Annotated in this window: 26 protein-coding genes and 1 pseudogene; 12 read left to right on the top strand and 15 right to left on the bottom strand. The window is 55.4% G+C overall.

Annotation, left to right across the window (positions count from 1 at the left end):
• Nucleotides 1-9: 9 nt before the first annotated feature.
• The 6 genes from proC (at nt 10) to DCH402_RS03670 (ending at nt 3,763) form a co-directional block, all read left to right on the top strand.
• Nucleotides 10-831, top strand: a complete 822-nt coding sequence (proC, locus tag DCH402_RS03695; protein ID WP_039999771.1) for a pyrroline-5-carboxylate reductase — start codon at nt 10-12, stop codon at nt 829-831.
• A gap of 65 nt (nt 832-896) precedes the next feature.
• Nucleotides 897-1,451, top strand: coding sequence for a YggT family protein (locus DCH402_RS03690; RefSeq protein WP_039999769.1), 555 nt, complete (start codon nt 897-899; stop codon nt 1,449-1,451).
• Entirely contained in the window at nt 1,448-1,738 is a 291-nt protein-coding gene (yggU, locus tag DCH402_RS03685; protein ID WP_039999767.1) for a DUF167 family protein YggU, read from the top strand. Before DCH402_RS03690 ends, yggU begins: the two co-directional genes overlap by 4 nt.
• Before the next feature lie 46 nt (nt 1,739-1,784).
• Nucleotides 1,785-2,378: an XTP/dITP diphosphatase gene (locus DCH402_RS03680; protein WP_039999766.1), complete on the top strand. Its 594-nt coding sequence runs from the start codon at nt 1,785-1,787 to the stop codon at nt 2,376-2,378.
• Entirely contained in the window at nt 2,371-3,510 is a 1,140-nt protein-coding gene (gene hemW, locus DCH402_RS03675) for a radical SAM family heme chaperone HemW (RefSeq protein ID WP_039999765.1), read from the top strand. Before DCH402_RS03680 ends, hemW begins: the two co-directional genes overlap by 8 nt.
• 124 nt (nt 3,511-3,634) lie before the next feature.
• Nucleotides 3,635-3,763 (top strand): entericidin A/B family lipoprotein, encoded by a 129-nt coding sequence (locus tag DCH402_RS03670; RefSeq protein ID WP_039999764.1) that lies wholly within the window; start codon nt 3,635-3,637, stop codon nt 3,761-3,763.
• 85 nt (nt 3,764-3,848) lie between these two features.
• On the opposite strand, the gene DCH402_RS03665 is transcribed toward DCH402_RS03670, so the two are convergent.
• The 5 genes and pseudogenes from DCH402_RS03665 to DCH402_RS21035 form a co-directional block, all read right to left on the bottom strand.
• Entirely contained in the window at nt 3,849-4,304 is a 456-nt protein-coding gene (locus DCH402_RS03665; protein ID WP_039999763.1) for a GNAT family N-acetyltransferase, read from the bottom strand.
• Nucleotides 4,305-4,315: 11 nt separating this feature from the next.
• Nucleotides 4,316-5,563: a lysophospholipid transporter LplT gene (lplT, locus tag DCH402_RS03660; protein WP_039999761.1), complete on the bottom strand. Its 1,248-nt coding sequence runs from the start codon at nt 5,561-5,563 to the stop codon at nt 4,316-4,318.
• Entirely contained in the window at nt 5,560-7,758 is a 2,199-nt protein-coding gene (gene aas, locus DCH402_RS03655; RefSeq protein WP_039999759.1) for a bifunctional acyl-ACP--phospholipid O-acyltransferase/long-chain-fatty-acid--ACP ligase, read from the bottom strand. The genes lplT and aas overlap by 4 nt, the downstream gene beginning before the upstream one ends.
• A 441-nt stretch (nt 7,759-8,199) precedes the next feature.
• Nucleotides 8,200-8,319 carry a PTS transporter subunit EIIB gene (locus tag DCH402_RS22975; RefSeq protein WP_233276318.1) on the bottom strand — a complete coding sequence of 40 codons (120 nt, stop codon included), beginning with the start codon at nt 8,317-8,319 and terminating at the stop codon, nt 8,200-8,202.
• A 173-nt stretch (nt 8,320-8,492) separates the two neighbouring features.
• Nucleotides 8,493-8,858 (bottom strand): annotated as a pseudogene (locus tag DCH402_RS21035) (PRD domain-containing protein); the annotation flags it as partial.
• Nucleotides 8,859-9,782: 924 nt separating this feature from the next.
• Between DCH402_RS21035 and galR the strand changes: the two are divergent.
• Nucleotides 9,783-10,793: an HTH-type transcriptional regulator GalR gene (gene galR, locus DCH402_RS03645; protein ID WP_039999755.1), complete on the top strand. Its 1,011-nt coding sequence runs from the start codon at nt 9,783-9,785 to the stop codon at nt 10,791-10,793.
• A 452-nt stretch (nt 10,794-11,245) separates the two neighbouring features.
• On the opposite strand, the gene DCH402_RS03640 is transcribed toward galR, so the two are convergent.
• The 7 genes from DCH402_RS03640 to DCH402_RS03610 form a co-directional block, all read right to left on the bottom strand.
• Complete coding sequence (locus DCH402_RS03640) at nt 11,246-11,962, bottom strand: Fic/DOC family protein (RefSeq protein ID WP_039999754.1); 717 nt, start codon at nt 11,960-11,962, stop codon at nt 11,246-11,248.
• Nucleotides 11,955-12,623, bottom strand: coding sequence for a hypothetical protein (locus DCH402_RS03635; protein WP_040003345.1), 669 nt, complete (start codon nt 12,621-12,623; stop codon nt 11,955-11,957). The genes DCH402_RS03640 and DCH402_RS03635 overlap by 8 nt, the downstream gene beginning before the upstream one ends.
• Nucleotides 12,624-12,972: 349 nt before the next feature.
• Nucleotides 12,973-13,464 (bottom strand): GNAT family N-acetyltransferase, encoded by a 492-nt coding sequence (locus DCH402_RS03630; protein WP_039999753.1) that lies wholly within the window; start codon nt 13,462-13,464, stop codon nt 12,973-12,975.
• Nucleotides 13,465-13,466: 2 nt separating this feature from the next.
• Nucleotides 13,467-14,234: an FCD domain-containing protein gene (locus DCH402_RS03625; protein ID WP_040003343.1), complete on the bottom strand. Its 768-nt coding sequence runs from the start codon at nt 14,232-14,234 to the stop codon at nt 13,467-13,469.
• 171 nt (nt 14,235-14,405) lie between these two features.
• Nucleotides 14,406-14,723, bottom strand: coding sequence for a PTS sugar transporter subunit IIB (locus DCH402_RS03620; protein WP_012886041.1), 318 nt, complete (start codon nt 14,721-14,723; stop codon nt 14,406-14,408).
• 8 nt (nt 14,724-14,731) lie between these two features.
• Entirely contained in the window at nt 14,732-16,168 is a 1,437-nt protein-coding gene (locus DCH402_RS03615; RefSeq protein ID WP_039999752.1) for a glycoside hydrolase family 1 protein, read from the bottom strand.
• Nucleotides 16,169-16,206: 38 nt separating this feature from the next.
• Nucleotides 16,207-17,553, bottom strand: a complete 1,347-nt coding sequence (locus DCH402_RS03610) for a PTS sugar transporter subunit IIC (protein WP_039999750.1) — start codon at nt 17,551-17,553, stop codon at nt 16,207-16,209.
• Nucleotides 17,554-17,788: 235 nt separating this feature from the next.
• Here DCH402_RS03610 and DCH402_RS03605 point away from each other — a divergent pair, with 235 nt between their 5' ends.
• Nucleotides 17,789-18,115 carry a PTS lactose/cellobiose transporter subunit IIA gene (locus DCH402_RS03605; RefSeq protein ID WP_039999748.1) on the top strand — a complete coding sequence of 109 codons (327 nt, stop codon included), beginning with the start codon at nt 17,789-17,791 and terminating at the stop codon, nt 18,113-18,115.
• A gap of 121 nt (nt 18,116-18,236) precedes the next feature.
• Nucleotides 18,237-19,247, top strand: coding sequence for a LacI family DNA-binding transcriptional regulator (locus DCH402_RS03600; protein WP_039999746.1), 1,011 nt, complete (start codon nt 18,237-18,239; stop codon nt 19,245-19,247).
• A 15-nt stretch (nt 19,248-19,262) separates the two neighbouring features.
• Here DCH402_RS03600 and lysA read toward each other — a convergent pair whose 3' ends face one another.
• Nucleotides 19,263-20,525 carry a diaminopimelate decarboxylase gene (lysA, locus tag DCH402_RS03595; protein WP_039999745.1) on the bottom strand — a complete coding sequence of 421 codons (1,263 nt, stop codon included), beginning with the start codon at nt 20,523-20,525 and terminating at the stop codon, nt 19,263-19,265.
• Between the two features lie 112 nt (nt 20,526-20,637).
• Between lysA and DCH402_RS03590 the strand changes: the two genes are divergently transcribed.
• From DCH402_RS03590 to DCH402_RS20715, 3 genes are all read left to right on the top strand, one after another.
• Nucleotides 20,638-21,567 carry a LysR family transcriptional regulator gene (locus DCH402_RS03590; protein ID WP_039999743.1) on the top strand — a complete coding sequence of 310 codons (930 nt, stop codon included), beginning with the start codon at nt 20,638-20,640 and terminating at the stop codon, nt 21,565-21,567.
• Nucleotides 21,568-21,728: 161 nt separating this feature from the next.
• Nucleotides 21,729-22,208 carry an Hcp family type VI secretion system effector gene (locus tag DCH402_RS03585; RefSeq protein ID WP_039999742.1) on the top strand — a complete coding sequence of 160 codons (480 nt, stop codon included), beginning with the start codon at nt 21,729-21,731 and terminating at the stop codon, nt 22,206-22,208.
• Between the two features lies 1 nt (nt 22,209).
• The gene (locus DCH402_RS20715; RefSeq protein ID WP_050583253.1) at nt 22,210-23,043 is read left to right on the top strand and encodes a DUF4225 domain-containing protein; all 834 of its coding nucleotides are present in this window, start codon (nt 22,210-22,212) and stop codon (nt 23,041-23,043) included.
• 38 nt (nt 23,044-23,081) lie between these two features.
• Here DCH402_RS20715 and DCH402_RS03575 read toward each other — a convergent pair whose 3' ends face one another.
• Both DCH402_RS03575 and DCH402_RS03570 read right to left on the bottom strand, forming a co-directional pair.
• Nucleotides 23,082-23,474, bottom strand: a complete 393-nt coding sequence (locus DCH402_RS03575) for a hypothetical protein (protein ID WP_152486892.1) — start codon at nt 23,472-23,474, stop codon at nt 23,082-23,084.
• Nucleotides 23,475-23,913: 439 nt separating this feature from the next.
• A complete protein-coding gene (locus DCH402_RS03570; RefSeq protein ID WP_039999740.1) occupies nt 23,914-24,906 on the bottom strand; it encodes an ABC transporter ATP-binding protein in 993 nt (330 codons plus the stop codon).
• Nucleotide 24,907 lies beyond the last annotated feature (1 nt).

Raw genomic sequence — 24,907 nt, 5'->3', positions numbered from 1 at the left:
GAGAACTTGATGGAACACCGTAAAATAGCCTTTATTGGCGCGGGCAATATGGCGCAGGCGATCATCGCCGGTTTGATGGCGGGCGGTTATCCGGCCGGCCTGGTCAGCGTCAGCGCGCCGTCCGCCACCCACCGGGGGCAACTTGCCGCCCGCTATGGTATTACCAGCCTGAGCGATAATGCCGCCTGTGCCCGCGACGCCGACGTGGTGGTGCTGGCGGTTAAACCCCAGTTGATGGCGGAGGTCTGTGATGGACTGGCGCAACAGGTGGATTTCAGCAACAAGCTGGTGTTATCAATCGCCGCCGGCGTCAATGTCGCCCGCTTTCGTCAGTTACTGGGCGCCTCGCTCAATATCGTACGCATCATGCCGAATACGCCGTCGCTGGTGGGTCGCGGCATGAGCGGGTTGTACGCGCCGGCCGAGGTTAACGACACCGATCGCGCCTTCGCCGCCGACCTGATGCAGAGCGTCGGCAAGCTGTGCTGGGTGTCAGACGAGTCGCACATTAACGGCGTGATTGCCGCCGCCGGCAGCGCGCCGGCCTATTTCTTCCTGTTTATGGAAGCGATGCAACAGGAAGCTATCCGTCAGGGATTCGACGCCGATACCGCCCGATTGCTGGTTCAGCAAGCCGCCAGCGGCGCAGCGGCGCTGGTGGAAGCCAGCCCGGATACCCCGTTGGCCACCTTGCGGGAGAACGTCACCTCGAAAGGCGGCACCACCGCCGAAGCGTTACGCGTATTCAATGAGCGTCAGTTGGGCCAGACTGTCGCTGACGCTATGCAGGCCGCCATACACCGGGCAAAGGAAATGGAATCGCTGTTCTGATGACCGCCTGAAAAAATGACTTTGTTTGCCTGAAAAATGACTTTGAATGAAGGAATGACCGTCTCATGCTTACCCTGACTTTTCTGGTCAAGACCCTGGTTGACCTGTACGTGATGGTGTTACTGCTGCGTATCTGGATGCAGTGGGCGCGCAGCGACTTTTATAACCCGCTGGCGCAGTTCGTGGTGAAACTCACCCAGCCGATCATCGGCCCGTTGCGCCGTATTATCCCGTCGCTGGGGCCTATCGACAGCGCGTCGCTGCTGTTGGCGTTTCTGCTCACCACGCTGAAGTACCCGTTACTGCTGTTGATTCAGGTCGGTTCGCTGTCGCTCAGCCCGATCAACTTGCTGGTGGGGCTACTGGCGCTGATCAAATCCGCCGGTTATCTGGTGTTCTGGATAGTGATCATTCGCTCGCTGATGAGCTGGGTCAGCCAGGGCCGCAGCCCGGTGGACTACATGCTGCATCAGTTGACTGAGCCGCTGATGGGGCCGGTGCGCCGCATTCTGCCGTCGACCGGCGGGCTGGATTTCGCACCGATGGTGGTAATTCTGGTGCTGTACCTGCTGAACTACCTCGGCATGGATTTCTTCCCGGGGCTATGGTTACTGCTGTGAGTGCCGTCAGTCGCTGCGAAGACGGGCTGGTGATTCGGCTGTATATTCAGCCGAAAGCCAGCCGGGACCAGATTGTCGGGTTGCATGGCGACGAGCTTAAAGTCGCCATCACCGCACCGCCGGTGGATGGCCAGGCCAACGCCCACCTGATCAAGTTTCTTGCCAAACAATTCCGCGTCGCCAGGGGCATGGTGACCATCGAAAAAGGGGAGCTTGGGCGTCACAAACAAATTAGAATCGTCAACCCGCAAGTCATCCCGGCTGATGTCGCGGGCCTCATCCCCTGAGTTTATTCCCTGAATACACACCCTGAACAGATTGCAGGAACAACAGATGCAAAACGTGGTCTTAGCCACCGGCAACGCCGGTAAAGTGCGTGAACTCGCCGGTCTGCTGGCGGATTTTGGTCTCGACGTGGTGGCGCAAACCACGCTGGGCGTCGACTCCGCCGAAGAAACCGGTTTGACCTTTATCGAAAACGCTATTCTGAAAGCACGTCACGCCGCACGCGAAACCGGCCTGCCCGCCCTCGCCGATGATTCGGGCCTGGCGGTGGACGCGCTGGGCGGCGCGCCGGGTATTTACTCCGCTCGCTATGCCGGAGAAGACGCCGGCGACCAGCAGAATCTGGACAAGCTGCTGGCGGCGCTCGACAACGTGCCGGACGAGCAGCGTCAGGCCAGCTTCCACTGCGTGCTGGTGTATCTGCGCCACGCCGAGGACCCGACGCCGCTGGTATGCCACGGTCGCTGGCAGGGTGTCATCGCCCGCGCGCCTGCCGGTGAAGGCGGCTTCGGCTACGACCCGATATTCTTCGTGCCGCAGCTCGGCAAAACCGCCGCCGAGCTCAGTCGCGAAGAGAAAAACGCCCACTCCCACCGCGGCCAGGCGCTGCGCCAGTTGCTGGATGCGCTGCGACATGCTTAATCTGCCGCCGCTCAGCCTGTACATCCACATTCCCTGGTGCGTGCAGAAGTGCCCTTATTGCGACTTCAACTCCCACGCGCTGAAAGGCGAGGTGCCGCACGACGACTACGTGGCGCACCTGCTGGCGGATCTGGACGCCGACCTGCCGCTGGCGAGCGGCCGCCCGCTGCACAGCATTTTTATCGGCGGCGGCACACCGAGCCTGCTTAGCGCCGAGGCGATGCAACAGTTGCTGGACGGGGTGCGGGCGCGATTGCCGCTGGCGCCGGAGGCGGAAATCACCATGGAGGCCAACCCCGGTACAGTAGAGGCCGACCGGTTTAGCGGCTACCAGCAGGCGGGGATTAACCGGATTTCCATCGGCGTGCAGAGCTTCAGCCCGGATAAGCTAACGCGCTTAGGCCGCATCCACGGCCCGGAAGAGGCCAAGCGCGCCGCCGCGCTGGCGGCCGGTCTGGGGCTGCGCAGCTTCAATCTGGATTTGATGCACGGCCTGCCGGAGCAATCGCTGGACGAGGCGCTGGACGACCTGCGCCAGGCGATCGCGCTCAACCCGCCGCACTTGTCCTGGTATCAGTTGACCATCGAGCCGAATACGCTATTTGGCTCGCGGCCGCCGGTGCTGCCGGACGATGACGCGCTGTGGGATATTTTCGAACAAGGCCACCGGTTGCTGAGCAACGCCGGATATCAGCAGTATGAAACCTCGGCCTACGCCAAACCGGGTTACCAGTGCCAGCACAATCTTAACTACTGGCGCTTCGGCGACTATCTGGGCATCGGCTGCGGCGCGCACGGCAAACTCACCTTCGCCGACGGCAATATCGTGCGCACGGTAAAAACCCGTCACCCACGCGGCTATATGCAGGGGAATTACCTGCAACAACGCAGCGAAGTGGAGAGAGCCGAGCGGCCGTTCGAGTTCTTCATGAATCGTTTTCGGTTGCTGGAACCCGCACCGCGTGCTGATTTCACCGCCTACACCGGTCTGCCGGAAAGTGCCGTCAGAGCGCAGATAGACGCTGCGCTGGCGCAAGGCTACCTGACGGAAACCGCTCAACACTGGCAAGTGACCGAGCACGGCAAACTGTTTCTTAACTCGCTGCTGGAGCTATTTCTGGTGGAAGAGTGAGACGCGGGGAAACACGACCACAGCACAAAAAGCGGTCTTAACAGACTGACAACACATTGAATCCCGGTGTGTGATTATGACAAAGTGAAGGCGGGATTTGCCCCGCTATAAAAGGTAAACCACCATGAAAACCCTTATCTTACTGGTCGCAACCCTATTCATGGCGACCGCATTAAGCGGCTGCAACACCGCTCGTGGATTTGGTCAGGACGTTCAGAAGCTCGGCAGCACCATTTCCCATTCCGCCAGTTAACTGACGAGACAACGCCGGCACCCCGTCTGCCCGGCAGCGGGGTTGCCGTCCGTCATGGAAGACGGCATACCGCGGCAGCGACAGGTTATCCCGCCGTTCGCATCGGCACGTGGGGAATGCCATCCTCGTCGTAGCCATCGCCACATACCACAAAACCGAATTGCTGGTAGAAATGCTGTAAATGCGCCTGCGCGGACAGGTATTGCACCCGTCCCGGCCAGTGGCGCACACAGGCGGCCTGCGCATGCATCAGTAACTGATGCCCGAGCCGCTGGCCTCGTACCTCGGGAGCCACCACTACCCGGCCGATGGTCACCACGTCCTGCCGATCATGAGGCACCAGCAAGCGCGCGCAGGCGATCAGCCTGCCGTTTTGCCAGGCCGTCACATGGCGGTTGTCATCGACCAGATCCAGCCCGTCCAAATCCTGATAAGCACACCGCTGTTCCACCACAAAGACCTGGTTACGCAGGCGCAGAATGTCATACAGCGCATACAGGTTCAGGTCTTTTACCCCCCAGTCATGCCAAATCAGACTCATCACCTCTCCCGTTATTCACTCTTATCGGAGGTATTCATGACCGCAGGTTCCGGCCGACGACGCCACTGGGTCACCTGCACCCAAACCCACAGCCCGGCAATCGCCAGCGCAAACAACACGCCGAAGCCGACGCCAATCGCCAATACCGGCACGCCGACCTTCACCGCCAGCGAGTAGAGCGCCAGCATCAACAACATGGCGCCGTTTTCACCTAAATTCTGCACCGCGATGGCGTTGCCGGCGCCTACACTTTCCCGGCCGCGCTCCTGCAACAACGCATTGAGCGGCACGATAAAAAAGCCGCCCAGCGCGCCCAACACCAACAGGCAGGCGTACGCGCTGATCAGGCTATGTTGCAGGGTGAACACCACCACCATCACGCCGATCAGCACCCCGGCGGGCAGGCAGCGTCGCACGGTTTTCAGCGTCACCAGCTTACCGGCCGCCGCCGCGCCGACCACAATCCCCACCGCCACCATGGCGTTGAGCAGCGTCGGCGTCGAATTGTCGTTGATGCCCAGCGCCAGCGGCACCCACAGCACCAGCAGGAAACGCAGCGTCACGCCCGCGCCCCAGAACATGCTGGTACCGACCAGCGAAAAACGGGTTTCGCCGTTGCGCCACAGTACGCGACAGGCGTCAAAGAATGAACGGGTCATACGCGCCGGGTGCCAGGATGCGCCGGGGCGCGCGGCCGCCAGTTTCGGAATCAGCAGGTTGGCGGCTAGCGCAATACCGTAAGCCAGCGCACACACCGCCAGCGCACCGTAGATATGCCAGTCGGCCAGTACGCCGCCCACCACCGACCCGATAAGAATAGCCGCGATGGTGGAGGCTTCCATCAGGCCGTTGGCTTTCACCAACTGATCGCCGCGGGTGATTTCCCCCAGAATGCCGTACTTGGCCGGAGAATAGGCCGCCGCGCCCAGCCCCACCAGCGTGTAACCCAGAAACGGGTTGCCGCCCAGGCAGATCAGCAACGCACCGGCCAGCTTCAGGGCGTTGGCAAACATCATCACCCGCCCTTTGGCGAAACTGTCGGCGAACTGGCCGACAAACGGCGCCAGCACGATATAAGCGGCGACGAATCCCATCTGTAGGAAAGGCTGGCTCCAGTCCGGATACGCCAGCGATTTCACCAGCGCCAGCGTGGCGAATAGCAGCGCGTTATCGCCGAAGGCGGAGAAAAACTGCGCCACCATCACCGCATTCATACCGTGGGAAAACAGCGACGACGAAGGAGAACTCGGGTGACTCATGCATCATGCTCCGGTTGTGCATCCGGAGCGTCTTGCGCCGCATCGGCGGGCTGTTCCGCCCGTTGGCGCAGCGTGACGAAGTCCGGTTTGCCGCTGCCCAATAACGGCAGCTCTTTCAGGTAACGAATATCGCGCGGCACCGCCAGTTCCGGCAGGCCACTCGCTCGTGCCTGCGTCAACAGGCTGTCGCGGGTCAGCGTCGCGTCGGTGGTAAACAGCACCAGCGCTTCTCCCTTGCTGCTGTCGCTGCGGGCGCTGGCGGCGTGTTGCGCCTGCGGCGATACTTGGTTCGCCAGTTGCTCCACGCTCTCCAGCGACACCATTTCCCCGGCCAGCTTGGCGAAGCGTTTAACGCGGCCGACAATGGTACAGAAGCCTTGCTCATCAAGATCAACGATATCGCCGGTGTCGTACCAGTTCGACTCACGCTGCCCGTGCTCGTTTTCCGCCGCGGGGGACTCCAGCTCGCCGGGGTTTTCCACCCGCAGGTAGCCTTTCATCACGTTCGGCCCACGCAGTTGCAGACGGCCGCCATGATGGATGCCCGGCACCGGAATCAGCCGTGACGCAATGCCCGGCAACAAGCGGCCGACGGAATGCAGTTTGCAGGCCATCGGTACGTTGATCGCCACCACCGGCGCACACTCGGTCACACCGTAGCCTTCCAGAATACGAAGGCCAAATTTGTCCTGCCACACCGCCCGCACCTGTTCGGAGAGTTTTTCCGCCCCGGCCACTACGTAGCGCAGGCGAGCGAAATCGTACGGGTGAGCGAAGCGCGCATAATGCCCGAGGAAGGTGGAGGTGCCGAACAGCACCGTGCAGTTGCGGTCATACACCAGCTCCGGCACGATGCGATAATGCAGCGGGCTCGGGTAGAGGAATACGCGGGCACCGGTCATCAGCGGCGTCAGCAGCCCGACCGTCAGCCCAAACGCGTGGAACAGCGGCAACGCCGACATGAAACGGTCGCGCGGCGTGAAATCGGCCACGGCGCGGATCTGCTCCACGTTGGCCATCAGACTATTGTGGGAATGCACCACCCCTTTCGGGTTGCCTTCCGAGCCGGAGGTGAACAGGATCACCGCCGCATCGTCCGGCTGTTGCGGGCGCATGGCGCGCGTCGGTAACAACAGGTGGAATAGGATCCACAGTTTGTCCGACAGCGTAACCGTGTCCTTCAGGTCTTCCAGGTAGACCCAATTGGCCTCTTTCACCTGTTGCGGCAGGTGGGTCAGCTTGCCCTTCTCCAGAAACTGCCGCGACGTCACGATAGTTTTGATCCGCGCCGCGGTCATCGCATTCTGAATGCCTTTCACCCCGGCGGTGTAGTTCAGCATCGCCGGCACCCGGCTGCCGAGCGAAGAACCGAGAATCGCGGCGGCGGTGACGGTCGCATTGGGCAACAGCAACCCGACATGCTCACGCTCGCCGGTAAAGCGTTGCAGAATGCGCGCTACCCCGAGCGATTTCTTCAGCAAGCCGTGATAACTCTCTTCCTTGAGGTTGATGTCTTCAATACAGGGCGAGTGGTAGCCGTAGCGATCGCAGGCGGCCAGAAACGCCTGATACAAGGTGTGGCGCGGGCGCACCGCCATGCGCGCATCCATCATGATGCGGTGCAGCGCCTCACCCGCCAGGGCGCGGCGCTCACGCGCCGACGGCGCGACCGGCATGGGTAACGTCGTCGGCGGTAAAAAATGCAGAGAAACCGCTGGAAACAGGCGACGGCGCAACACCCCGCCCAGACGGCCGAAGTGGGTGAACTCCGGCCCTTCGATGCGCACTGGTATCACCGCGGCCCCTGAACGCGCCGCCACGAACGCCGCACCGCTGTAGATTTTCATCAGCGAGCCGGTCACGGTGATACGCCCTTCCGGGAACACCACCACCGGGCGCCCTTGCTCCACCAGCCGGATCAACTGCTTGAGCGCCAACGGTTTGGTCGGGTCCAGCGGCAAAAAATCGATGTACGGTTCCAGCCAGCGCATGAACCAACGGTCGGCGATGTTGGAATAGACGGCGAATACCGGCTTGCTTTGCAGCGGCAGAAACAGCGCCATCAGCACGCCATCAAGGAATGAAACGTGGTTTGGGGTAATCAATATCTTCGATTGCCGGAAACTGCTTTCATCACCCGTAATCTGAATGCGATACACCTGCTTCAGTATCCAGCGTAAAAAGGTATAAATCATCCCACCTCCCTATGTGTAAACAGTAACTCAGTCCGGTTTGGGCCCACACGCCGCTGATTGTTCATGATCGCTCGTTCCCGTTGATCGTTCACTTTCGCCGCCGACATAACCGCGACGTCGGGATGACGCACACCGCGGCGCCATTTTCCGCCAAAGGGTTCACCATACCATAAACCGCACCAACATTAGCGCTGAAAACACCGCCGGAACACGTGCAGGAGAGGGGAAAAAAACATCTGGAATCATTGGCCTGTGATGCAGCAAGATCGGGCGGGCAACGGTCCCGCCCCGAGAGGAGATGACAGTTGTTCACCGACTTCCGCCATCTGCCCCGGTTGGACAATCCGCTACGTCATTGCCGATTTTCACCTGAAACTGCGCGCCGGCCACATTAATACCGATTACCCCATCTAATGCTTTTAGTTGGGCACGTTCGATACGTTACGCTTCGTGCAAATAAAAACTCAGGCGGGTAATACAATGAAAAACCTGTCGGATATTACTCTCGTCTCCGACAAGCGTCACAATATTCCTGGCAATTTCCTGATAATTAACTGACATAGCAATGCTTCTTTCCAGAAAGAAACCTTACGATTTTCGCAACAACCGCCCGGTATTTACCGTGGCGCCTTGTTCCTCTGGGGTTTGCCTGCGTCAGCGGATATCGCATCGTTTCCGACGAATTGCCGCTGCCAGTAACAAGCCTATTCGGAATGATTGATATCCTTAATACGTCAAGTTGCAGGAAGGCGGCAACTCGAATGATTTTGGGTAAGACGATGAATCATATTATCGATATGAATGGTCAGATACAGTTTCTCCGAATTGGTCATAGTGTGTTGGTAATTCTTTTTGATAAAGCTATTGATGGCTTCGACACAGCCCAGCGTTTTTTGATAGCGTTGCTACACCATGATAAATAACTCGCCGTCGTCATTACCCAGCGTGGCACCTTCCATCACGCGCTGAGAAAAGAATTTCAGGTGGGTAATAAAGCGATGATAAATAAAGCCATTTTCATCAAGCGACACCTGAAAATAATATTTGACGATATTCTGCACCTGATAAATCAGTTGCGTAATTTATTTCATATTGCCGAACGCGCTGACCACATTATTATTCAGGACCTGAGTTATCTTCATCGCATTCTCCTGAAAACAGAAACGGGCAAAACCTAAATACAGCAAACGATAAAGTCGATTGACTTCATACTGTCGCTGCACTTATGTTTTGCCCGCCGAACGGTAACAAGCCTTATGCAATGGTTAAAAATTATCACTCGCTATATTGAGCGTCAATCAGCCTACCGACAGGCGGCGGGATTTCTTTTTTATTTGTAACCAGCGTATTATTTTCCGGCAGACCGGAGCGCAGGCAAAAAAAAACCTACGCATCCGCGTAGGTTGGTGAAATTTGAATGGTTCAATGTGAAGAACACATCGATTGTCACCCATCAATACCTCTGGGACTTGTTACTCTAAAGAGAGTCACCCGGAATCACTAGCGCAGAATCGAAAGATAAACGCTCGAAGTGCAACCAACTGTAAAATTCTCGGGTTGGCTGTAATAAAGCCGTGAAAAACAATGATTGCCTGGCCGGAATGCCGTCGCCCTGCCCCCAACATCATGTGTAGTTGAGGAAAAAAACATCGCTACATTTGCCACTATTGCCGCCTGACGAGCCATGACGGCGCGCCGACGGTGAAAGTTGCGATCCCCGCCTCTTGCGGCCACGGCCCAATTCCGTGACACTCAGGCAGTCATTTGATTGCGCGCACCATTTTTACATTAAGAGCCTATCCCAGTAGGCGTTATTGGCGCAGCCAGTTTGGACTCGGGAAGCCGCGGAGACAACATGCAACGCATGTTGAACGGACAAAGCACGTTGTCCGGCCCAACGGGCGAGCGCAGCGAGTAAACCGGAGCGTACACATAGTACGTGAGGATTTCGAGCACTGCCCAGGGCCAAAATGGCCAGTGAAATAGCCCTAATGGGATAGGCTCTAAGAACAACAGGAAACCCTATGGCCACCATTAAGGACGTCGCCAGGCTGGCGGGCGTGTCGGTCGCAACCGTATCACGCGTCATCAACGATTCGCCCAAAGCCAGCGAGCAAGCGCGCAGCGCCGTACTGCAGGCCATGCAGCAGTTGCAATACCATCCGAACGCCAACGCCCGCGCACTGGCCCAGCAGTCCACCGAAACACTGGGGCTGGTGGTGTCCGACGTGTCCGACCCGTTTTTCGGCACCATGGTCAAAGCCGTGGAGCAGGAAGCCTACCGTACCGGCAACTTTCTGTTGATTGGCAATGGGTATCATGTGGCGCACAAAGAGCGTCAGGCCATCGAACAACTGATTCGCCATCGCTGCGCGGCATTGGTGGTGCACGCCAAGATGCTGCCGGATGACGAGCTGGCGCAACTGATGGAACAGATTCCGGGCATGGTGCTGATTAACCGCATTCTGCCGGGGTATGAAGCACGTTGCGTAGCGCTGGATAACCGCTACGGTGCCTGGCTGGCGACTCGTCATCTGATCCTGCAGGGGCATCGCCAAATCGGCATTTTGTGCTCCAACCACGCCATTTCCGACGCCGATGACCGTCTGGCAGGTTACCGGGACGCGCTGGCCGAACACAACATTACGCTGGATGAACAGTTGATCGCCTACGGTGAACCGGATGAAAGCGGCGGCGAGGAAGCGATGATCACACTACTGGAGCGCGGCCGTCCGGTGACCGCGCTAACCTGCTACAACGACCCAATGGCGGCCGGCGCGCTGGCGGTGCTGAGCGATAACGGCATCGAGGTGCCGCGGGATATGTCGCTGATCGGATTCGATGATGTATTGCTGTCGCGTTATCTGCGCCCACGCCTGACCACCATCCGCTATCCGATTACCGCCATGGCGACGCAGGCGGCGCAAATTGCGCTGGCGTTGGCCAACGACACGCCGTTGCCCAACGCCATCAATCTGTTCCACCCGACGCTAATCCGCCGACATTCGGTCGCCAGTTTGAACAATGGGCGTTAGCGATGCATCAAGAGAGGTTAACAAACAGCGGTGTTATCTTGCAGGGGGATGCTGCTGACAACGATCCATCCTGTTATTAGCCGTTTCGATGAGCGTGACCACTATGCTGACGATTACCGCAGGTCGGAAACGCTACTTTACGCCGGAACTAAATAAAGGGAATATACCCGTCATACTTCAAGTTGCAGGTGCGTTGGCTGCGTGACTCGGCCCATCAATGGGCCTCGCCCTTCGGGCCGCTGCAAGCAGCGTTCAAATCTGCTCCCGGCAGATTTGTCGTTCACCCGAATCACTTACCTGAGTAAGCTCATCGGGATTCTCTCTCTTGCCGCCTTCCTGCGACTCGAATTATTTTGGGAATAGATCAACAAACAGAAGTTCAAATTGTACAAACAGAACCAGCCCAAGGTTTATGATGAATATGGTTTTAATGTATGAGGCCTAAATTTTCGTCACAGCTCTCTATTCATTTCAAATGATCGATACTTTTGAGCAACGGCTATATCTGTGTATTCACCATCAACGCAGTTTTCTATACTCTGACCATCTAAACCTCGAATACCATTTATAGATTCACCCCAAAGTTTTCGATCTCGAATGCCATCTATAAACTGACATAAGTAGTTATCCAAAAGCCCTTTTGATGGGGATTCAATTTCAGCGCTTAAGGCTGTTAAATAATCCACTTTATTGGTTCTAGACCAATCAATCGAGAAGCCTGCTCGATGACAAAGCTCATTGTGAATAATCAACATAGTACGTCCATTCCCATCAAGAAATGGATGCCCATAAGCAAAAAAACCCATAACTTCACCGGGGCGCTGACGCATCGATTCTGCATTCCGTCCAAGACGCAAGCCCTGCTCAATAGCTAAGCGCGCATCATGAGGATGGCAGAACATCGTATCAGCTTTAGATACCGCACAATTAGGAGCCGTCATTGCACGGTCTTGACCGGCCCACGGATAGAATGCTTCGAATAATATCCGATGAACCTCCAGGAAATCTTCATAACAGAGGACGTCTCTTCCCGCTAAGTAAGCTAAAGCGTCATCTAAACCAGCACGAAACATTGTGTGTTCAAGTTGACGAACAATTGCCGGGTCTTTTTCACCATAATGGTTACGTAAATAACCGGCTTGCTCAAAATCGTTAAACGGATCAAACACGTTGTTTTTGTTCTCGTAAGTAATTAACTGACAATATCGCGACTTCTTGCTTAGTGATTTTTCCCGCACGTTTTAAGGCGACAAGTAGATCTTCGACGGCATCATGTACCACTTCATCACCAGCTAAGCGAGTCACAGCATCAGCCCATTGATCCATCGCATTGTAGCAATAAGACACATTGTAATAACGAGCAAGCTCTGATACGTAACGAGCAACATCTTTAGTCGGAGGTGTCTTTGCCAATTTGAATGCTGTATTTTTAATACAAGACCTACGGCTATAACTACGAAAACAAATAGTACTACCATTGATGACAAGCTTGCGCTTAACTCTTGGCGCATCAACTTCAACAATGATCTCACCTTGAGAGGGATTTTCCTTAGCAAGGGATAAGTCTTTTCGGTGAAGCGGGAAGCCTAACTTGTCGGCTACTTCACGAATGATAACATCGAGACTACCCTGTGTTTTTACATCATTCCCCTCCCTTTTGGCTTTAGCGTAAATCCCTGGAGAAAGGCGAAGAAGTACACCATTCTCCACTAACACATTCAATACATGTGTAACTTGGGTCTTGCTTCCCAATTGAGCGAGATCAGAACGAGATAATACAACTCCACGACGATGTTGAATCGACTGGCGTATACGAGTTTCGAGTTTCATAAAAGCCTCCCCCAATAAAGCCCCTTAGCATCCTAACAAGAAAATCTATTTTTTTCAATTTTCTCATTTATTTACAATCAATTAGATTGCATTCAAACACTTACTAACCGACATCGATTGTTAAATATAATTGCAATCATCGACCATATATAAGTGGCTGTTTTGGTTGTTATCCTGGATAGAATATTGCTTCCAAAGCCAAACACCATAGCGACTTGTTTTTGTGCTTCGACCGAATGAGTAAGATTCAATTAAGCAAGATATCGTAAAATTCAGAGGCCCTATCTAAAAAGACGCAGCAGGTACGAGTAAGCCCCTTTAGCTAAAGGTGACGGTTTGACGGTGTGACTTACCTTAACGCGCGGTGGTACAGCCGTACCTGTTTATCGGGGTACTCCGGCGCGTCGCCGATGTAACGCCAGCCGTGGCGTTCGTAGTAACCGCTGAAACCGGCGTAGAGATAGAGAGAGTCAAAACCGCGTTCGCGGCTGAACTCGATGACAAAACGCTGAAGATCCGCCCCCAGACCGCGATCGCGGTAGCGCTCGTCCACATACAGCGCCGCCAGCCAGGGGGTCAAATCCTGCCGGCTGATCAGATCGCAGCGCCACAACCCGACGGTGCCTACCAGTTGATGGTCGGCCAGCGCCACGAACGTCAGCGGCAATGCGCTCTTGTCCATGCTGTGGTGCACCAGCGTGGCAAAAAAATCCCGGCTCAGCCCGTCGCCAAACGCCTGCCACAGCCAGTCGACGACCTGCGTCTCGAAATGCGGGTAATCCGCCAGATAACCTATCGAGACAGGAGATCCTATCGTTGCTTTAGATTCCATCGTCGTCATGCTCAGACCAGTTTTCCCTGAAAGATCGGCACCGAATCGAACAGGTAGCCGTCAAACTCCGGCGCTTCGGCGTCGGAAATCTCCATCAGCGTGGTTTTGACGTTTTCCAGATGCTGCCACATCGCCTGATAAGAACCGCTGACATCGCGACGGCGCAGCGCCGCCAGTATCGTCTGGTGGTCCGCCAGCCATTTCAGCCGGTAACCGTGGTTGCCGACATGGCTGTAAAGCTGTTGCCAGATCGGGCTTTCGTCCCGGCAAGACCAGATATTGCTGACGGTTTCCAACAGCATCTGGTTTTGGGTGGCGCCCGCTACCTGCAAGTGAAAGATTTTATCGAAATCGCTGCGGTAATCGTTGGCGGCGATGGCCGCCTGCTCCTGCTCCAGCGTACGCCGCAAACTATCAATGTCATTACGGGTCGCCATGCGGGCGGCAAAGGCGGCGATATTACTTTCCAGCAACTGGCGCGCCTGCAGCATTTCAAACGCGCCGATGCGGTTTTGCGCATTCGGGGACGGCTCCTCCGCCGACGGCACGCGCAGCACATAGACGCCCGACCCCTGACGGATATCCACCGTGCCTTCCAGCTCCAGCATCAGCAGCGCTTCACGCACGATGGTGCGACTCACGCCGTAGGTTTCCGCAATATTCCGCTCCGGCGGAAGACGCGCTCCGACCGGGTACTCCCCCTGCTGGATTTTCTCCCGCAGGTCTCCCCCTATTTCCTGGTATTGCTTTCTGTCTTGTAGAACCACAACCTTCGCCACAATGCCACCCTGAACGGCCGAGAATTGAACACTGCTGCTGCCCCGACGCGGGGTCGGATACCAGGCGGCAGCCCCTGCGTCATCGCCGTGCCGGCGTTCGTCAGGGTCCACAGCCTAAACGCGAACCGGATTTGGCTCCCTCACCGGCCCGCGTTTTACAGCAATCAGGGCTCAGTTTACCAAACTCAACGCCTGATCGAGTACCTTTGCGCCGTTCAGGGTGCCGTAAGCCACCGAGTCGATAACGGCGATAGGGATGTGGTACTCGTCGGTCAGCTTTTTGTTTTCCGCCAGCTTGAACCGCACCTGCGGCCCCAGCAGCACCGCGATGATGTCATTGCCGTAAGTCTGTAATTCATCCCGCAGGTTTTGTTCAGGAATGGCGTAAATCTGATATTCCATACCGCGCGCCGCCGCTTCCTTTTCCATTTTGGTGACCACCAGCGAGGTAGACATGCCTGCCGAGCAGGCCAGTACGATCCGTTTCATCTTTCCCCCTATTTCTCTTCATCGTCCAGTTCGAACGCCAGCACGCCGCTGTCCCGTACTTGTCGGAACCAGCCGGCTGATTTCTTCGCTCTGCGCTGCCGGTCGTGTTCCAGATCGATTTCAATCAGGCCGTAACGGTTTTTAAAGGCGTTCATCGGCGAGACGTTGTCGGTAAACGCCCACAGCATGTAACCCAGACAGTTGGCTCCGTCTTCACGCGCTTTTAGCGTCCAGTAAAGATGCTCGGCGATAAACGCGATGCGGTAGTCATCCTGTATCACGCCGCGGCTGTCTTTGAACTGGCCTTCGTTTTCAATCCCCATGCCGTTTTCCGACACAAACCAGGGCACGTTGCCGTACTCATCCTTCAGGCGCATCGCCATGTCGTAAATAATGCGAGGGTTGATTTCCCAGCCGCGAGACTTGTTCATCCGGCGGCCAGGCAGCTCGAAATGCTCGTAATACCAGGCCGGGTGGAACGGCGTATTGCTGTTCCACGCCCGGCTGGGCGCTTTGACCCGGTGCGGGTAATAGAGATTGATCCCCACCTCGTCCACGGTATTGGCGCGGATAATCGCCAGCTCTTCCTCGGTGTAATCCCACTTCACCTGATGCTTTTCCAGCAGCGCCAGCAGCTCCGCCGGGTATTCGCCTTTCAGCGCCGGGTCGAGAAAGACCCGGTTGTAGAACAGGTCATACAGGCGCGCCGCTTCCACATCGTGTGCCGCGCTGGAACGCGGATAGGTGACTTCCGGGTTGAGGATCACCCCGATGCTGCCGCCGTCGCGGTGGTAACCTTTCTCGCGGAACAGTTGCACCACTTTGGCGGTCGCCAGATTCTTGTGGTGGTTCCACTGCATCCAGACGCCGGAGTCCTGCTGGTAAGGGTAGCGCACCGCGTCCAGATAGACGCGGGTCTGCACCACAATCGGCTCGTTAAAGGTGAACCAGCGTTTGACTTTGCCGGCATAGCGGGCGAACACCGCGTCGGCATACTGCACGAACCACTCCACCACCTGCTTCGACGACCAGCCCTGATACTTCTCGAACAGCACCGCCGGCAATTCATAGTGTTCCAGGCACAGCATCGGTTCGATGCCTTGCCGGTGCAGTTCGTCGATCAGGTTGTCGATGTAAGCGGCGTACTCTTCATCCACCACGCCGTTTTCATAGTCCAGCATGAAGCGCGACCAGTTGATGGAGGTACGAAAGTGCGTCAGCCCGGTTTGCTTCATCAACGCGACGTCTTCGCGGTAGCGGTTGTAGAAATCGGTGGCGACCGCCGGGCCGTAGCCGTTGTGCCACACCTGACGATCGCGTTTGTACCACAGGTCCAGATAGGAATCCTGCCCGCTTTTCTTGCCCGACCACCCCTCGGTCTGCCAGGCGGATGATGCCGCCCCCAGAATAAATCCCTCGGGAAGGGTCATTGATACCTTGCTCATTACCAGTCTCCCTTACATCCATTATTTCAATGCATTCATTATTTCAATGCATTGGCTTGTGCGGCTGCGTCGGACTCCGCTTCACGCTGCGCCTGTTCGGCACGGCGAGACGCCACTTTGACGAACGGCAGATAAATCAGGGTGGCGACGATGATGCACACCAACTGCGTCGCGACCGCCCCCATCGAACCGGCGGTGGACAACCAGGCGTTAATCAACGGCGGCGTAGTCCAAGGCACCATCACCACCGCTTTACCGGCAAAGCCCATGCTGGTGGCGAAGTAACCGATGGTGCCGGTGACCAGCGGCGTGATGATGAACGGGATCGCCAGAATCGGGTTGAGCATGATGGGCATGCCGAAAATCACCGGCTCATTGATGTTGAACACGCCGGGGCCGAAGGAGATCTTGGCGATCTCTTTCATCTCACGGCGTTTGGAGGCGATCATCACCGCCAACAGCAGGCCGATGGTCAACCCGGATCCGCCGATGCTCATGTACACATCCCAGAACGGCATGGTGATGATGTTCGGTACTTCATGCCCTTGCTCGAACGCGGTCATGTTCACCGCAATCGCCCCCAACAGCAGCGGCTCGCGGATCGGTTTGATCATCTGGTTGCCGTGGATGCCGATCACCCAAAACAGCTGCGCCACAAACATCAGGATCAGTAACCCCGGCAGGCTCTGCACCACCGATTCCAGCGGCTGCTGCACCACTTTGTAGATGGCATCGTACAGGTACATGCCGGTCACTTTCTGGAAGGTAAAGCCGAAGGTCGCCACCAGCGTCACGGTGATGATCGCCGGGATCAACGCCGAAAACGACGCGGACACATTCGGCGGCACGCTGTCCGGCATCTTGATGCGCAGCCGGTCTACCGATTCCAGCTTCGAGTAGATTTCCACCGACAAAATGGCGATAAACATGCCGAGGAACAGGCTCTTGGTGTCGGAGAACTGACGCGCCAGCACGTCTTTCACCGGCAGCGTCTGGCCGTTGATCACCATATCGATGGTGGTCGGAGTGATGGAAATAAAACAGATCACCGCCAACAAACCGGGAAACAGGCTACGGGACCCATTGATTTTCCCAAGCTCGATGCCGATCAGGAACACCGCGCCGATAGTGAGAAAGTTCAGCGTGGCGTAGTTAATACCGCTCATGATGGGTTTGAGCGGCGCCAGAAATGAAAACAGAGCGAAACTCGCCAGTCCGTTCTTCGGATCCAGCACCATGTTGGAGATCAACACCGAGAACGCGCCCACGATGATCACCGGCATCAGCGTGATGAACGAGGCTTTGATCGCCATGATGTATCTCAGGCTGTTGAACTGGTTGGCGAACGATCCGAGTGAATCGATGGCCTGATCCTTGAATGACATAACTCCACCTCTTTGATTTACCTGCATTTCAGGGGGTTGTTGTTATCAGGAGCTACCGCTCCTGTAGTGGCCGTTACGCGCGGAAGATGGACGGCAGGTTCAGCGCTCTCGCGTTTGGCATACCAAAAAAATAAAACAAACGAATAATTTTTCTGTGACATTGTTCTCACAAGACAATATTGGAATTCCAATAACATAAAAAACACCAATTTTGGCATACCAAGAGGACACTGAGATGGAATTGGATATGGAACAGACCGTGATGGAACTGCTGATCAACGCCGGCGAAGCCCGTTCCAGCGCCATGATGGCGATTCAGGCCGCCCGAGCGCAGGACTGGGCGCAGGCCGACGCACAACTACTGGCCTCGCAGGAGGCGGCGAAAGCGGCCCACCTGATCCAGACTCGGCTGATCGGGCTGGATGAAGGCGAAGGCAAAGTACCGGTCAATCTAATCATGGTACACGCGCAGGATCATCTGATGACCGCCATGCTATGTCGGGATCTGGCACAAGAAATGGTATTGCTGCGCAAGGAACTGTTCGGCCGCCCATCAGCCTGATGGTGTCGGCGCGCAACATGCTGTACGTCACCCACCGACGTCGTTCCTGTGTGCTAGTATGTGACTAATTATTGATAACAACGCTGTGACTGACTTCGATAAAACAGGGAAGGTGCAAACGATGATGACCATGCTTGACGTGGCAAAGCACGCCGGTGTATCCAAAGCCACGGTATCACGGGTGCTGAACGGTACAGGTCAGGTGAAGCAAAGTACGCGTGATGCCGTGTTCAAAGCGATGGAAGAGCTGGGCTATCGCCCCAACTTTCTGGCGCGCTCGCTGGCGCAGCGTAGCTCAAACAGCCTCGGGCTGGTAGTGTCCAATTTCGACGGCCCTTATTTTGGCCGCTTGCTGCGCCGGGCGGCGGAACGCACCGAAATCAGCGGCAAGCACCTGATCGTCACCGACGGCCACGATACGCCGGAAGACGAACAGCAGGCGGTACAGCTACTGGCCGATCGCCGTTGCGATGCCATTGTGCTGTATACCCGCCATATGTCCGATGCGGCGTTGATGGGGTTGCTGGAACAATCCACAGTACCGATCGTGGTGATTAACCGCCACCTGCCGATGGCGCCTGACCGCTGCGTCTGGTTTGAACAACAGCAGGCGGTGTTTCAGTTGGTCGATTATCTGGTACAGCAAGGTCACCGCGAAATCGCCTGTATTACCGGCCCCATCAACACGCCGACCGCCCGCGCGCGTCTGGCGGGTTACCGGCAGGCGCTGGAACACCATCAGATACCCTATGATCCGTTGCGGGTAGTGAACGGCGACAATCTGGTGCCAGGCGGTTATCAGGCGGTGCGTGAGCTGCTGGCGCATGACGTCGGCTTCAGCGCCCTCTTCGTCAGCAACGACGATATGTGCATCGGCGCCATGAAAACGCTGCTTGAAGCCGGCAAACGGCTGCCGCAAGAGGTATCGCTGTTCGGCTTTGACGACATCCCCAGCGCCCCTTATCTCAGCCCGGCGCTGTCCACCGTCTATTTACCGATCGAAGAGATGATCAGCGCCGCTATCTCGCAGGCGCTGAAATTGTGCGAGGGCGACCCCGTCACCCCTATCGCCCCGTTTACCGGCGAACTGAAACTGCGCGCATCGGTGGTGAAAGGGCCTTACGCGCACTGAATCCGCACGGGGCGGTTACACCCGCTCCAGCGCCAGCAGTTCGTCCAGCGTCTGACGACGGCGGATCAAGCGCGGCTGACCTTGTTCAAACAGCACTTCGGCGATCAGCGGGCGGCTGTTGTAGTTGGACGACATCGACGCACCGTAGGCACCGGTATCATGGAACACCAGATAATCGCCCACTTGCGCCGCCGGCAACGCCAGCGTTTCCACTCCGCCCCCCGCCTGCTGGGTAAACACATCGCCGGATTCACACAGCGGCCCCGCCACCACCGTATCGTGCAACGCGGACTGGCTCAGGTCACGCCCGTCGCCCGGCAGCAGCGTAATGTGGTGATAGCTGCCGTACATCGCCGGGCGCATCAGGTCGTTGAAACCCGCGTCCACCAACACAAAATGGCGGCTACCCATGTCTTTCACCACACGCACCTGCGCCACCAGCACGCCGGATTCCGCCACCAGAAAACGTCCCGGCTCGATTTCCAGCGTCACCGGATGCCCTAAGTGCCCGGCAATTTGCTCCCGCGCCCGGTTCCACAATCCATAATAGTGCTGGGTATCGATACGTTCGCCACCGTGGCGGTACGGAATCGACAACCCGCCGCCGGCGGAGATCGCCTCCAGATCCTGTCCCACCGCCAGCACCTGCTGCACCATCGCATCGCATACCTGCTCCAGATGCCGGTAATCAACACCGGAACCGATATGCATATGGATGCCGATCAATTTCAGGCGGTAACGGCTCAACGCCTCCAGCGCCTGCGGTAAATCGGCATACCAAATACCGTGTTTACTGTTTTCGCCGCCGGTGTTGGTCTTCTGGCTGTGGCCATGACCAAACCCCGGATTAATGCGCAGCCACACCGGGTGACCCGGCGAACGCTCGCCCAGTTGATGCAACATGTCGATGGAACCGGCGTTCACCGGAATGTTCAGCTCATGTACCCGTTGCAGCGTGGCGTCGTCCAGCACATCGGCGGTAAACACGATCTCGTGCGCGTCGGTGCCTGGCTCAAACCCGGCCGCCAGCGCACGTTCGATTTCGCCAAGCGACACCGAATCCACCTTCACGCCCTGCTGACGCATCAGCGCCAGAATATGCAGGTTGGAACAGGCTTTCTGCGCGAAACGAATGGTATCGAACTGGCGCAGTTGACCGATACGTTCAATGATGGTGTCGGCGTCGTAGGCCCACAGCGGGCAGCCGAAGCGCTCCGGCAGCGCGCGCAGGCTCTGCACGTTCAGTGCATGAGAAAGGTCATTCAGATCGTGTGGCATGGATATATTACCGAGACGTTATCAGATACCTGCATTGTGCTGGCCCACAGACTATAATTCCAATATCCTTTTTCGCAGACTCTATTCATTTTTGATATGGAATGAACCGCCTATGACCGCCGTCTCCCTGCGCCACATTGAGATTTTTCACGCGGTGATGACCACCGGCAACCTGACGGAAGCGGCGGCGCTGCTTAACACCTCGCAGCCCACCGTCAGCCGCGAGCTGGCAAGGTTCGAACATCTGGTGCAGATACCGCTGTTCGAGCGCGTGCGCGGGCGCCTGTATCCCACCACCCAGGGGTTGCAACTGTTTGAAGAAGTACAGCGCTCTTATTACGGATTGGATCGCATCGTCAGCGCGGCGGAGGACATCCGCCACTATCGGCAGGCGCAGCTCTCCATCGCCTGTCTGCCGGTGTTCTCGCAGTCGCTGCTACCCGCGGTTTGTCGGCCGCTGCTGGCAAGCTATCCCGAACTCAACTTGCACGTCATTCCACAGGAGTCGCCGCTGTTGGAGGAGTGGCTGTCGGCCCAGCGCCACGATCTGGGGCTGACCGAAACCACCACCACGCCGGCCGGCACCGAACGGCAGACGCTGATGCAGCTCAACGAAGTGTGCGTGCTGCCGGCCGGGCACCCGCTGGCGGACAAACCAACGCTGACGCCGGAAGATTTTCGCGGCCAGCCGTTTATCAGCCTCTCCAGCACCGACAGCTACCGGCAACTGCTGGACCCTCTGTTCCAGGAACGCCGCATTGCCCGACGCATGGTGGTGGAAACCCACAGCGCCGCCTCCGTATGCGCCATGGTACGCGCCGGCGTGGGCGTCTCCATCGTTAACCCGTTGACGGCGGTGGATTACGCCGACAGCGGCGTGGTCGTTCGGCGTTTTAGCCTCGACGTTCCGTTCACCGTCAGCCTGATCCGCCCGCTGCACCGCCCGTCGTCGGCTTTGGCGGCGCAATTCACCGAACAGTTAATCGCCTTCGCCGAAAAATTTCCCGTGCGGTTACAGCGTTGGCTGGCGCACAATCTCTGACCCAAAATAGACTTGACGAAAGGAAAGCGCTTTCGCAACCTCAATCCAGTTAATCGGCTGAGAAATGCTTACTGTTGACTCCCCTGATAATATATGTAGAAACCTTACCCTCACAAGGTGATGGATTTTGTGAAAACGCATGGACACAGCGAGGGATTGATATGGCAAATATTATTTATTTGAAGCTTACGGGTGAGAAGCAGGGGCTTATATCTGCCGGATGTTCGACCGCAGATTCTATCGGTAATAAATACCAGTCGGCACACGAAGACGAAATCTTCGTCTATGAACTGATAAATCAGGTAACAAGGGTAGAGAATGTATCTTTACACCCTGTAGAAATCAGGAAGCCTGTAGATAAATCCACACCACTTCTGGCTCAGGCACTAAACGATAATGAAAAGCTGAAATGTGAATTTCTTTTTTACCGGACTTCTCTATCTGGTGGTAATGAACTTTATTTCAAAGTTAAACTGAGTGATGCCGTCATTACGGACCTTCGCTTTTTTTATCCCAATTCATTAACGAATAATGAGATGCAACCACAAGAGAATGTTTCTTTCAAATTTGCATCAATAGAATGGGAACACGTTGTTGCCCGTACCAGCTCTTATATATTATGGAATAATGTAGAGTACTGATATGACAGCAGCAGCCTTGCTATATGGATTTTATGATGAGAGTGAGCGACTGAGAAGGATCGCTCTTCTTGCATCTTCTTTTTTCATTGAAGATAAAACTATTCGCATGGAGTATATTAAAGAAATAGATGATTTCATTAATACACTCCGCGTAAAAATCACCTCTTCCACATCAGAGCTTAACGAACAGAATGCTATTTTAGAAGAGATAAGAAAAGAACGAGAATCCACAGAAAAAGAGTATCAGAGATTAAGAACAGGCGATTATATAAAATATATTGTTACCGACATATTTGAAGATCAGGGTGTACTAAAATATGCAAAAATCGCATCAGGTGTAGTATCAGGCGGATTCCAGACATTTGCAGGGTATAAACTAAATCAGTTTGGAAAAACGTTCCATATAAAACATTTTAAATCTTTTGGCGTTTTACTAATAGCGCACGGCGCTAATAATATGTACGAAGCGGCATCTCCGTTATTTAATGATGGAATACATAAATCTGGCACATTAAGAAATATATATAGATATATTACAAATTCTTTTGGGTATAACAACGATGATGGTGATTTACTTTATAGCGCAGGAGATCTTTCATTAACCTTATACGCTGCATTCAGAACACCAGTACTATTTGAAAATCCAAACCGCCTTGTATCCAGAGATTTTATGGATAGCCCAAGAACTATAAAACTATTCTACTACGTGAATAAAGATCATATTTCTAAATTTTCATCAGCAAACAACCTGATGAAAATGTATATGGTCGGTAATTCGGCCAGAAAAGTTTACGCCGAATTCAAGGACGGAAATTACATCTATAGTAAAAATTAGCATTCATTCACTAAAAATGGAATGTTTCAAGCACTGGATTATTCCATCGGATAAAACAATAGCATGACTCTGAGAAACATCAATTTCAGAGTCATTTTCATGCTAATCTTGAAAAATACGTTTTTACTTTTAATAAAACAAATCATCATTACAATAAAAAGAAAGGAAAAAACCTTTAAGCTTTTCATCAAAAATTTATCTTCTAGATAATCACCTATTGCAAAAAAAAGACATAAAGCAATGGTAATCACGATTCCGTCCCAGCATGAATATGCTGTTAAAAAAATATACTCCCGCAATGACTCTGCGGCTTTTACATTCCGACTTTTTCTGTAAGGATTCTCTTTAGTAGTCATATAATTTTTTTTGAGAACAAGCAACTCTCTCCTGGAGAGTCCTGCTTTTGCGATCAAATTCCGTTTATTCATCATTACTATCCTTTTTCTCCATTAAACCCTTACTATCAAATCTAGGCTCAATCCTGATCATTGAACTTTCCAATGGACCAATTTTTTAAAGCAAGTATCCCAGACTCATCCCTGTATTCGCCACCGTTTCCTCCAACAATTTGCACAGCGACGAGGCTATACCAATCTGAAAAGTCGAGAATTTACTAGATTTCACTGGTCATGGTTAGCAATCAACATACTTCAGTCCTGAGATTAAATTGTGCAAACAGATCAGCCCCTCCCCAAAGTCACCTGAAAATCGCGTCCATCCAAAAAAGTATTGCAGTACCAGACCGGGGCTAACCACAACGTTATAAGGACTAACGCTTAAGAAGGGCAACGTACTGCCCAGCTTCTCATTCAGTTGATCTTCATACCCTACATCGTTCGAGTGGCAGAAAAACGGCAAGAAAATCCCCCGTTACGCCACCTCACGCAGCGCGCCCAGGTCAATCTGCACCCCGACCCGGCTGCCAGTTGGGCGCAGGCTCGCCACCGAGCGGTTCAGTTCGTCCACTGATAGCTCGATCGCCTTCACCCGTACCCGGTAACGCACGACGTTGCCCAGCAGGCTATGGCTGAGCACTTCGCCCGGCATCCCCTGCGCCGGTGCGCACAGCAAAATCGACTCCGGCCGCAACGCCACCTGCCCGGCATAGCGCTCGCCGGTCAGTTGCATCGCCGCCTCCGGGCTCAACAGGTTGTAGCTGCCGATGAAACTGGCCGCGAACAGGCTGGCAGGCTGGGTATACAGCGCTTCGGCATCGCCGTTCTGGACGATTTCGCCTTTGTTCATCAGGACGATACGGTCCGACATGGTCAGCGCTTCTTCCTGATCGTGGGTGACGAAGATCGCCGTCAGATTCAGTTCCTGCTGAATGCGGCGAATCTGCTCGCGCAGATGCCGACGGATGCGGGCATCCAACGCCGACAGCGGTTCATCGAGCAGCAGCAGGCGTGGGCGGGTTACCAGCGAACGCGCCAGCGCCACGCGTTGACACTGCCCGCCGGACAACTGATGCGGGTAACGGCGAGCGTAATCCCCCAGTTCCACCAGCGCCAGTGCGTCGGCGACGCGCTGACGAACCGCCTCCGCCGCCAGTTTTTGCATCTTCAGGCCGAACGCAACATTGCCTTCCACCGTCATATTGGGAAACAGCGCATAGTTCTGGAACACCATGCCGATATCGCGCTTCTGCGGCGACAACGGCACGATGTCGGTGCCCTGTAGCAGGATTTGCCCGCTGTCCACCGGGGTCAGCCCCGCCAGACAGCGCAGCAACGTGGATTTGCCGCAGCCGCTCGGCCCCAGCAGGGTGACGAATTCCCCTTCGTCCGCCGAAAAATGGATATCGTGAAAAACCCGGGTCGGCCCGTAGTGTTTATTGAGATTTTTGACGTCAAGGTAGGCCATA

Origin of the sequence: Dickeya chrysanthemi NCPPB 402, assembly GCF_000406105.1 — a bacterium.
Classification (GTDB): domain Bacteria; phylum Pseudomonadota; class Gammaproteobacteria; order Enterobacterales; family Enterobacteriaceae; genus Dickeya; species Dickeya chrysanthemi.
The sequence above is the reverse complement of the archived record's forward strand: the minus strand, read 5'-3'. Positions and strand labels throughout refer to the sequence as shown.

Excerpts from the sequence above, each read along its gene's own strand:
- DCH402_RS03620 (WP_012886041.1), bottom strand. The coding sequence starts at position 14,723 with ATGAAACGGATCGTACTGGCCTGCTCGGCAGGCATGTCTACCTCGCTG.
- DCH402_RS03670 (WP_039999764.1), top strand. The coding sequence starts at position 3,635 with ATGAAAACCCTTATCTTACTGGTCGCAACCCTATTCATGGCGACCGCA.
- galR (WP_039999755.1), top strand. The coding sequence starts at position 9,783 with ATGGCCACCATTAAGGACGTCGCCAGGCTGGCGGGCGTGTCGGTCGCA.
- lplT (WP_039999761.1), bottom strand. The coding sequence starts at position 5,563 with ATGAGTCACCCGAGTTCTCCTTCGTCGTCGCTGTTTTCCCACGGTATG.
- DCH402_RS03575 (WP_152486892.1), bottom strand. The coding sequence starts at position 23,474 with ATGATGAATAAACGGAATTTGATCGCAAAAGCAGGACTCTCCAGGAGA.
- DCH402_RS03610 (WP_039999750.1), bottom strand. The coding sequence starts at position 17,553 with ATGTCATTCAAGGATCAGGCCATCGATTCACTCGGATCGTTCGCCAAC.
- DCH402_RS03680 (WP_039999766.1), top strand. The coding sequence starts at position 1,785 with ATGCAAAACGTGGTCTTAGCCACCGGCAACGCCGGTAAAGTGCGTGAA.
- lysA (WP_039999745.1), bottom strand. The coding sequence starts at position 20,525 with ATGCCACACGATCTGAATGACCTTTCTCATGCACTGAACGTGCAGAGC.
- DCH402_RS22975 (WP_233276318.1), bottom strand. The coding sequence starts at position 8,319 with ATGTCAGTTAATTATCAGGAAATTGCCAGGAATATTGTGACGCTTGTC.
- DCH402_RS03585 (WP_039999742.1), top strand. The coding sequence starts at position 21,729 with ATGGCAAATATTATTTATTTGAAGCTTACGGGTGAGAAGCAGGGGCTT.
- hemW (WP_039999765.1), top strand. The coding sequence starts at position 2,371 with ATGCTTAATCTGCCGCCGCTCAGCCTGTACATCCACATTCCCTGGTGC.
- DCH402_RS03615 (WP_039999752.1), bottom strand. The coding sequence starts at position 16,168 with ATGAGCAAGGTATCAATGACCCTTCCCGAGGGATTTATTCTGGGGGCG.
- DCH402_RS03635 (WP_040003345.1), bottom strand. The coding sequence starts at position 12,623 with ATGAAACTCGAAACTCGTATACGCCAGTCGATTCAACATCGTCGTGGA.
- DCH402_RS03630 (WP_039999753.1), bottom strand. The coding sequence starts at position 13,464 with ATGACGACGATGGAATCTAAAGCAACGATAGGATCTCCTGTCTCGATA.
- DCH402_RS03665 (WP_039999763.1), bottom strand. The coding sequence starts at position 4,304 with ATGAGTCTGATTTGGCATGACTGGGGGGTAAAAGACCTGAACCTGTAT.
- aas (WP_039999759.1), bottom strand. The coding sequence starts at position 7,758 with ATGATTTATACCTTTTTACGCTGGATACTGAAGCAGGTGTATCGCATT.
- DCH402_RS03590 (WP_039999743.1), top strand. The coding sequence starts at position 20,638 with ATGACCGCCGTCTCCCTGCGCCACATTGAGATTTTTCACGCGGTGATG.
- DCH402_RS20715 (WP_050583253.1), top strand. The coding sequence starts at position 22,210 with ATGACAGCAGCAGCCTTGCTATATGGATTTTATGATGAGAGTGAGCGA.
- DCH402_RS03570 (WP_039999740.1), bottom strand. The coding sequence starts at position 24,906 with ATGGCCTACCTTGACGTCAAAAATCTCAATAAACACTACGGGCCGACC.
- DCH402_RS03600 (WP_039999746.1), top strand. The coding sequence starts at position 18,237 with ATGATGACCATGCTTGACGTGGCAAAGCACGCCGGTGTATCCAAAGCC.
- DCH402_RS03690 (WP_039999769.1), top strand. The coding sequence starts at position 897 with ATGCTTACCCTGACTTTTCTGGTCAAGACCCTGGTTGACCTGTACGTG.
- DCH402_RS03605 (WP_039999748.1), top strand. The coding sequence starts at position 17,789 with ATGGAATTGGATATGGAACAGACCGTGATGGAACTGCTGATCAACGCC.
- proC (WP_039999771.1), top strand. The coding sequence starts at position 10 with ATGGAACACCGTAAAATAGCCTTTATTGGCGCGGGCAATATGGCGCAG.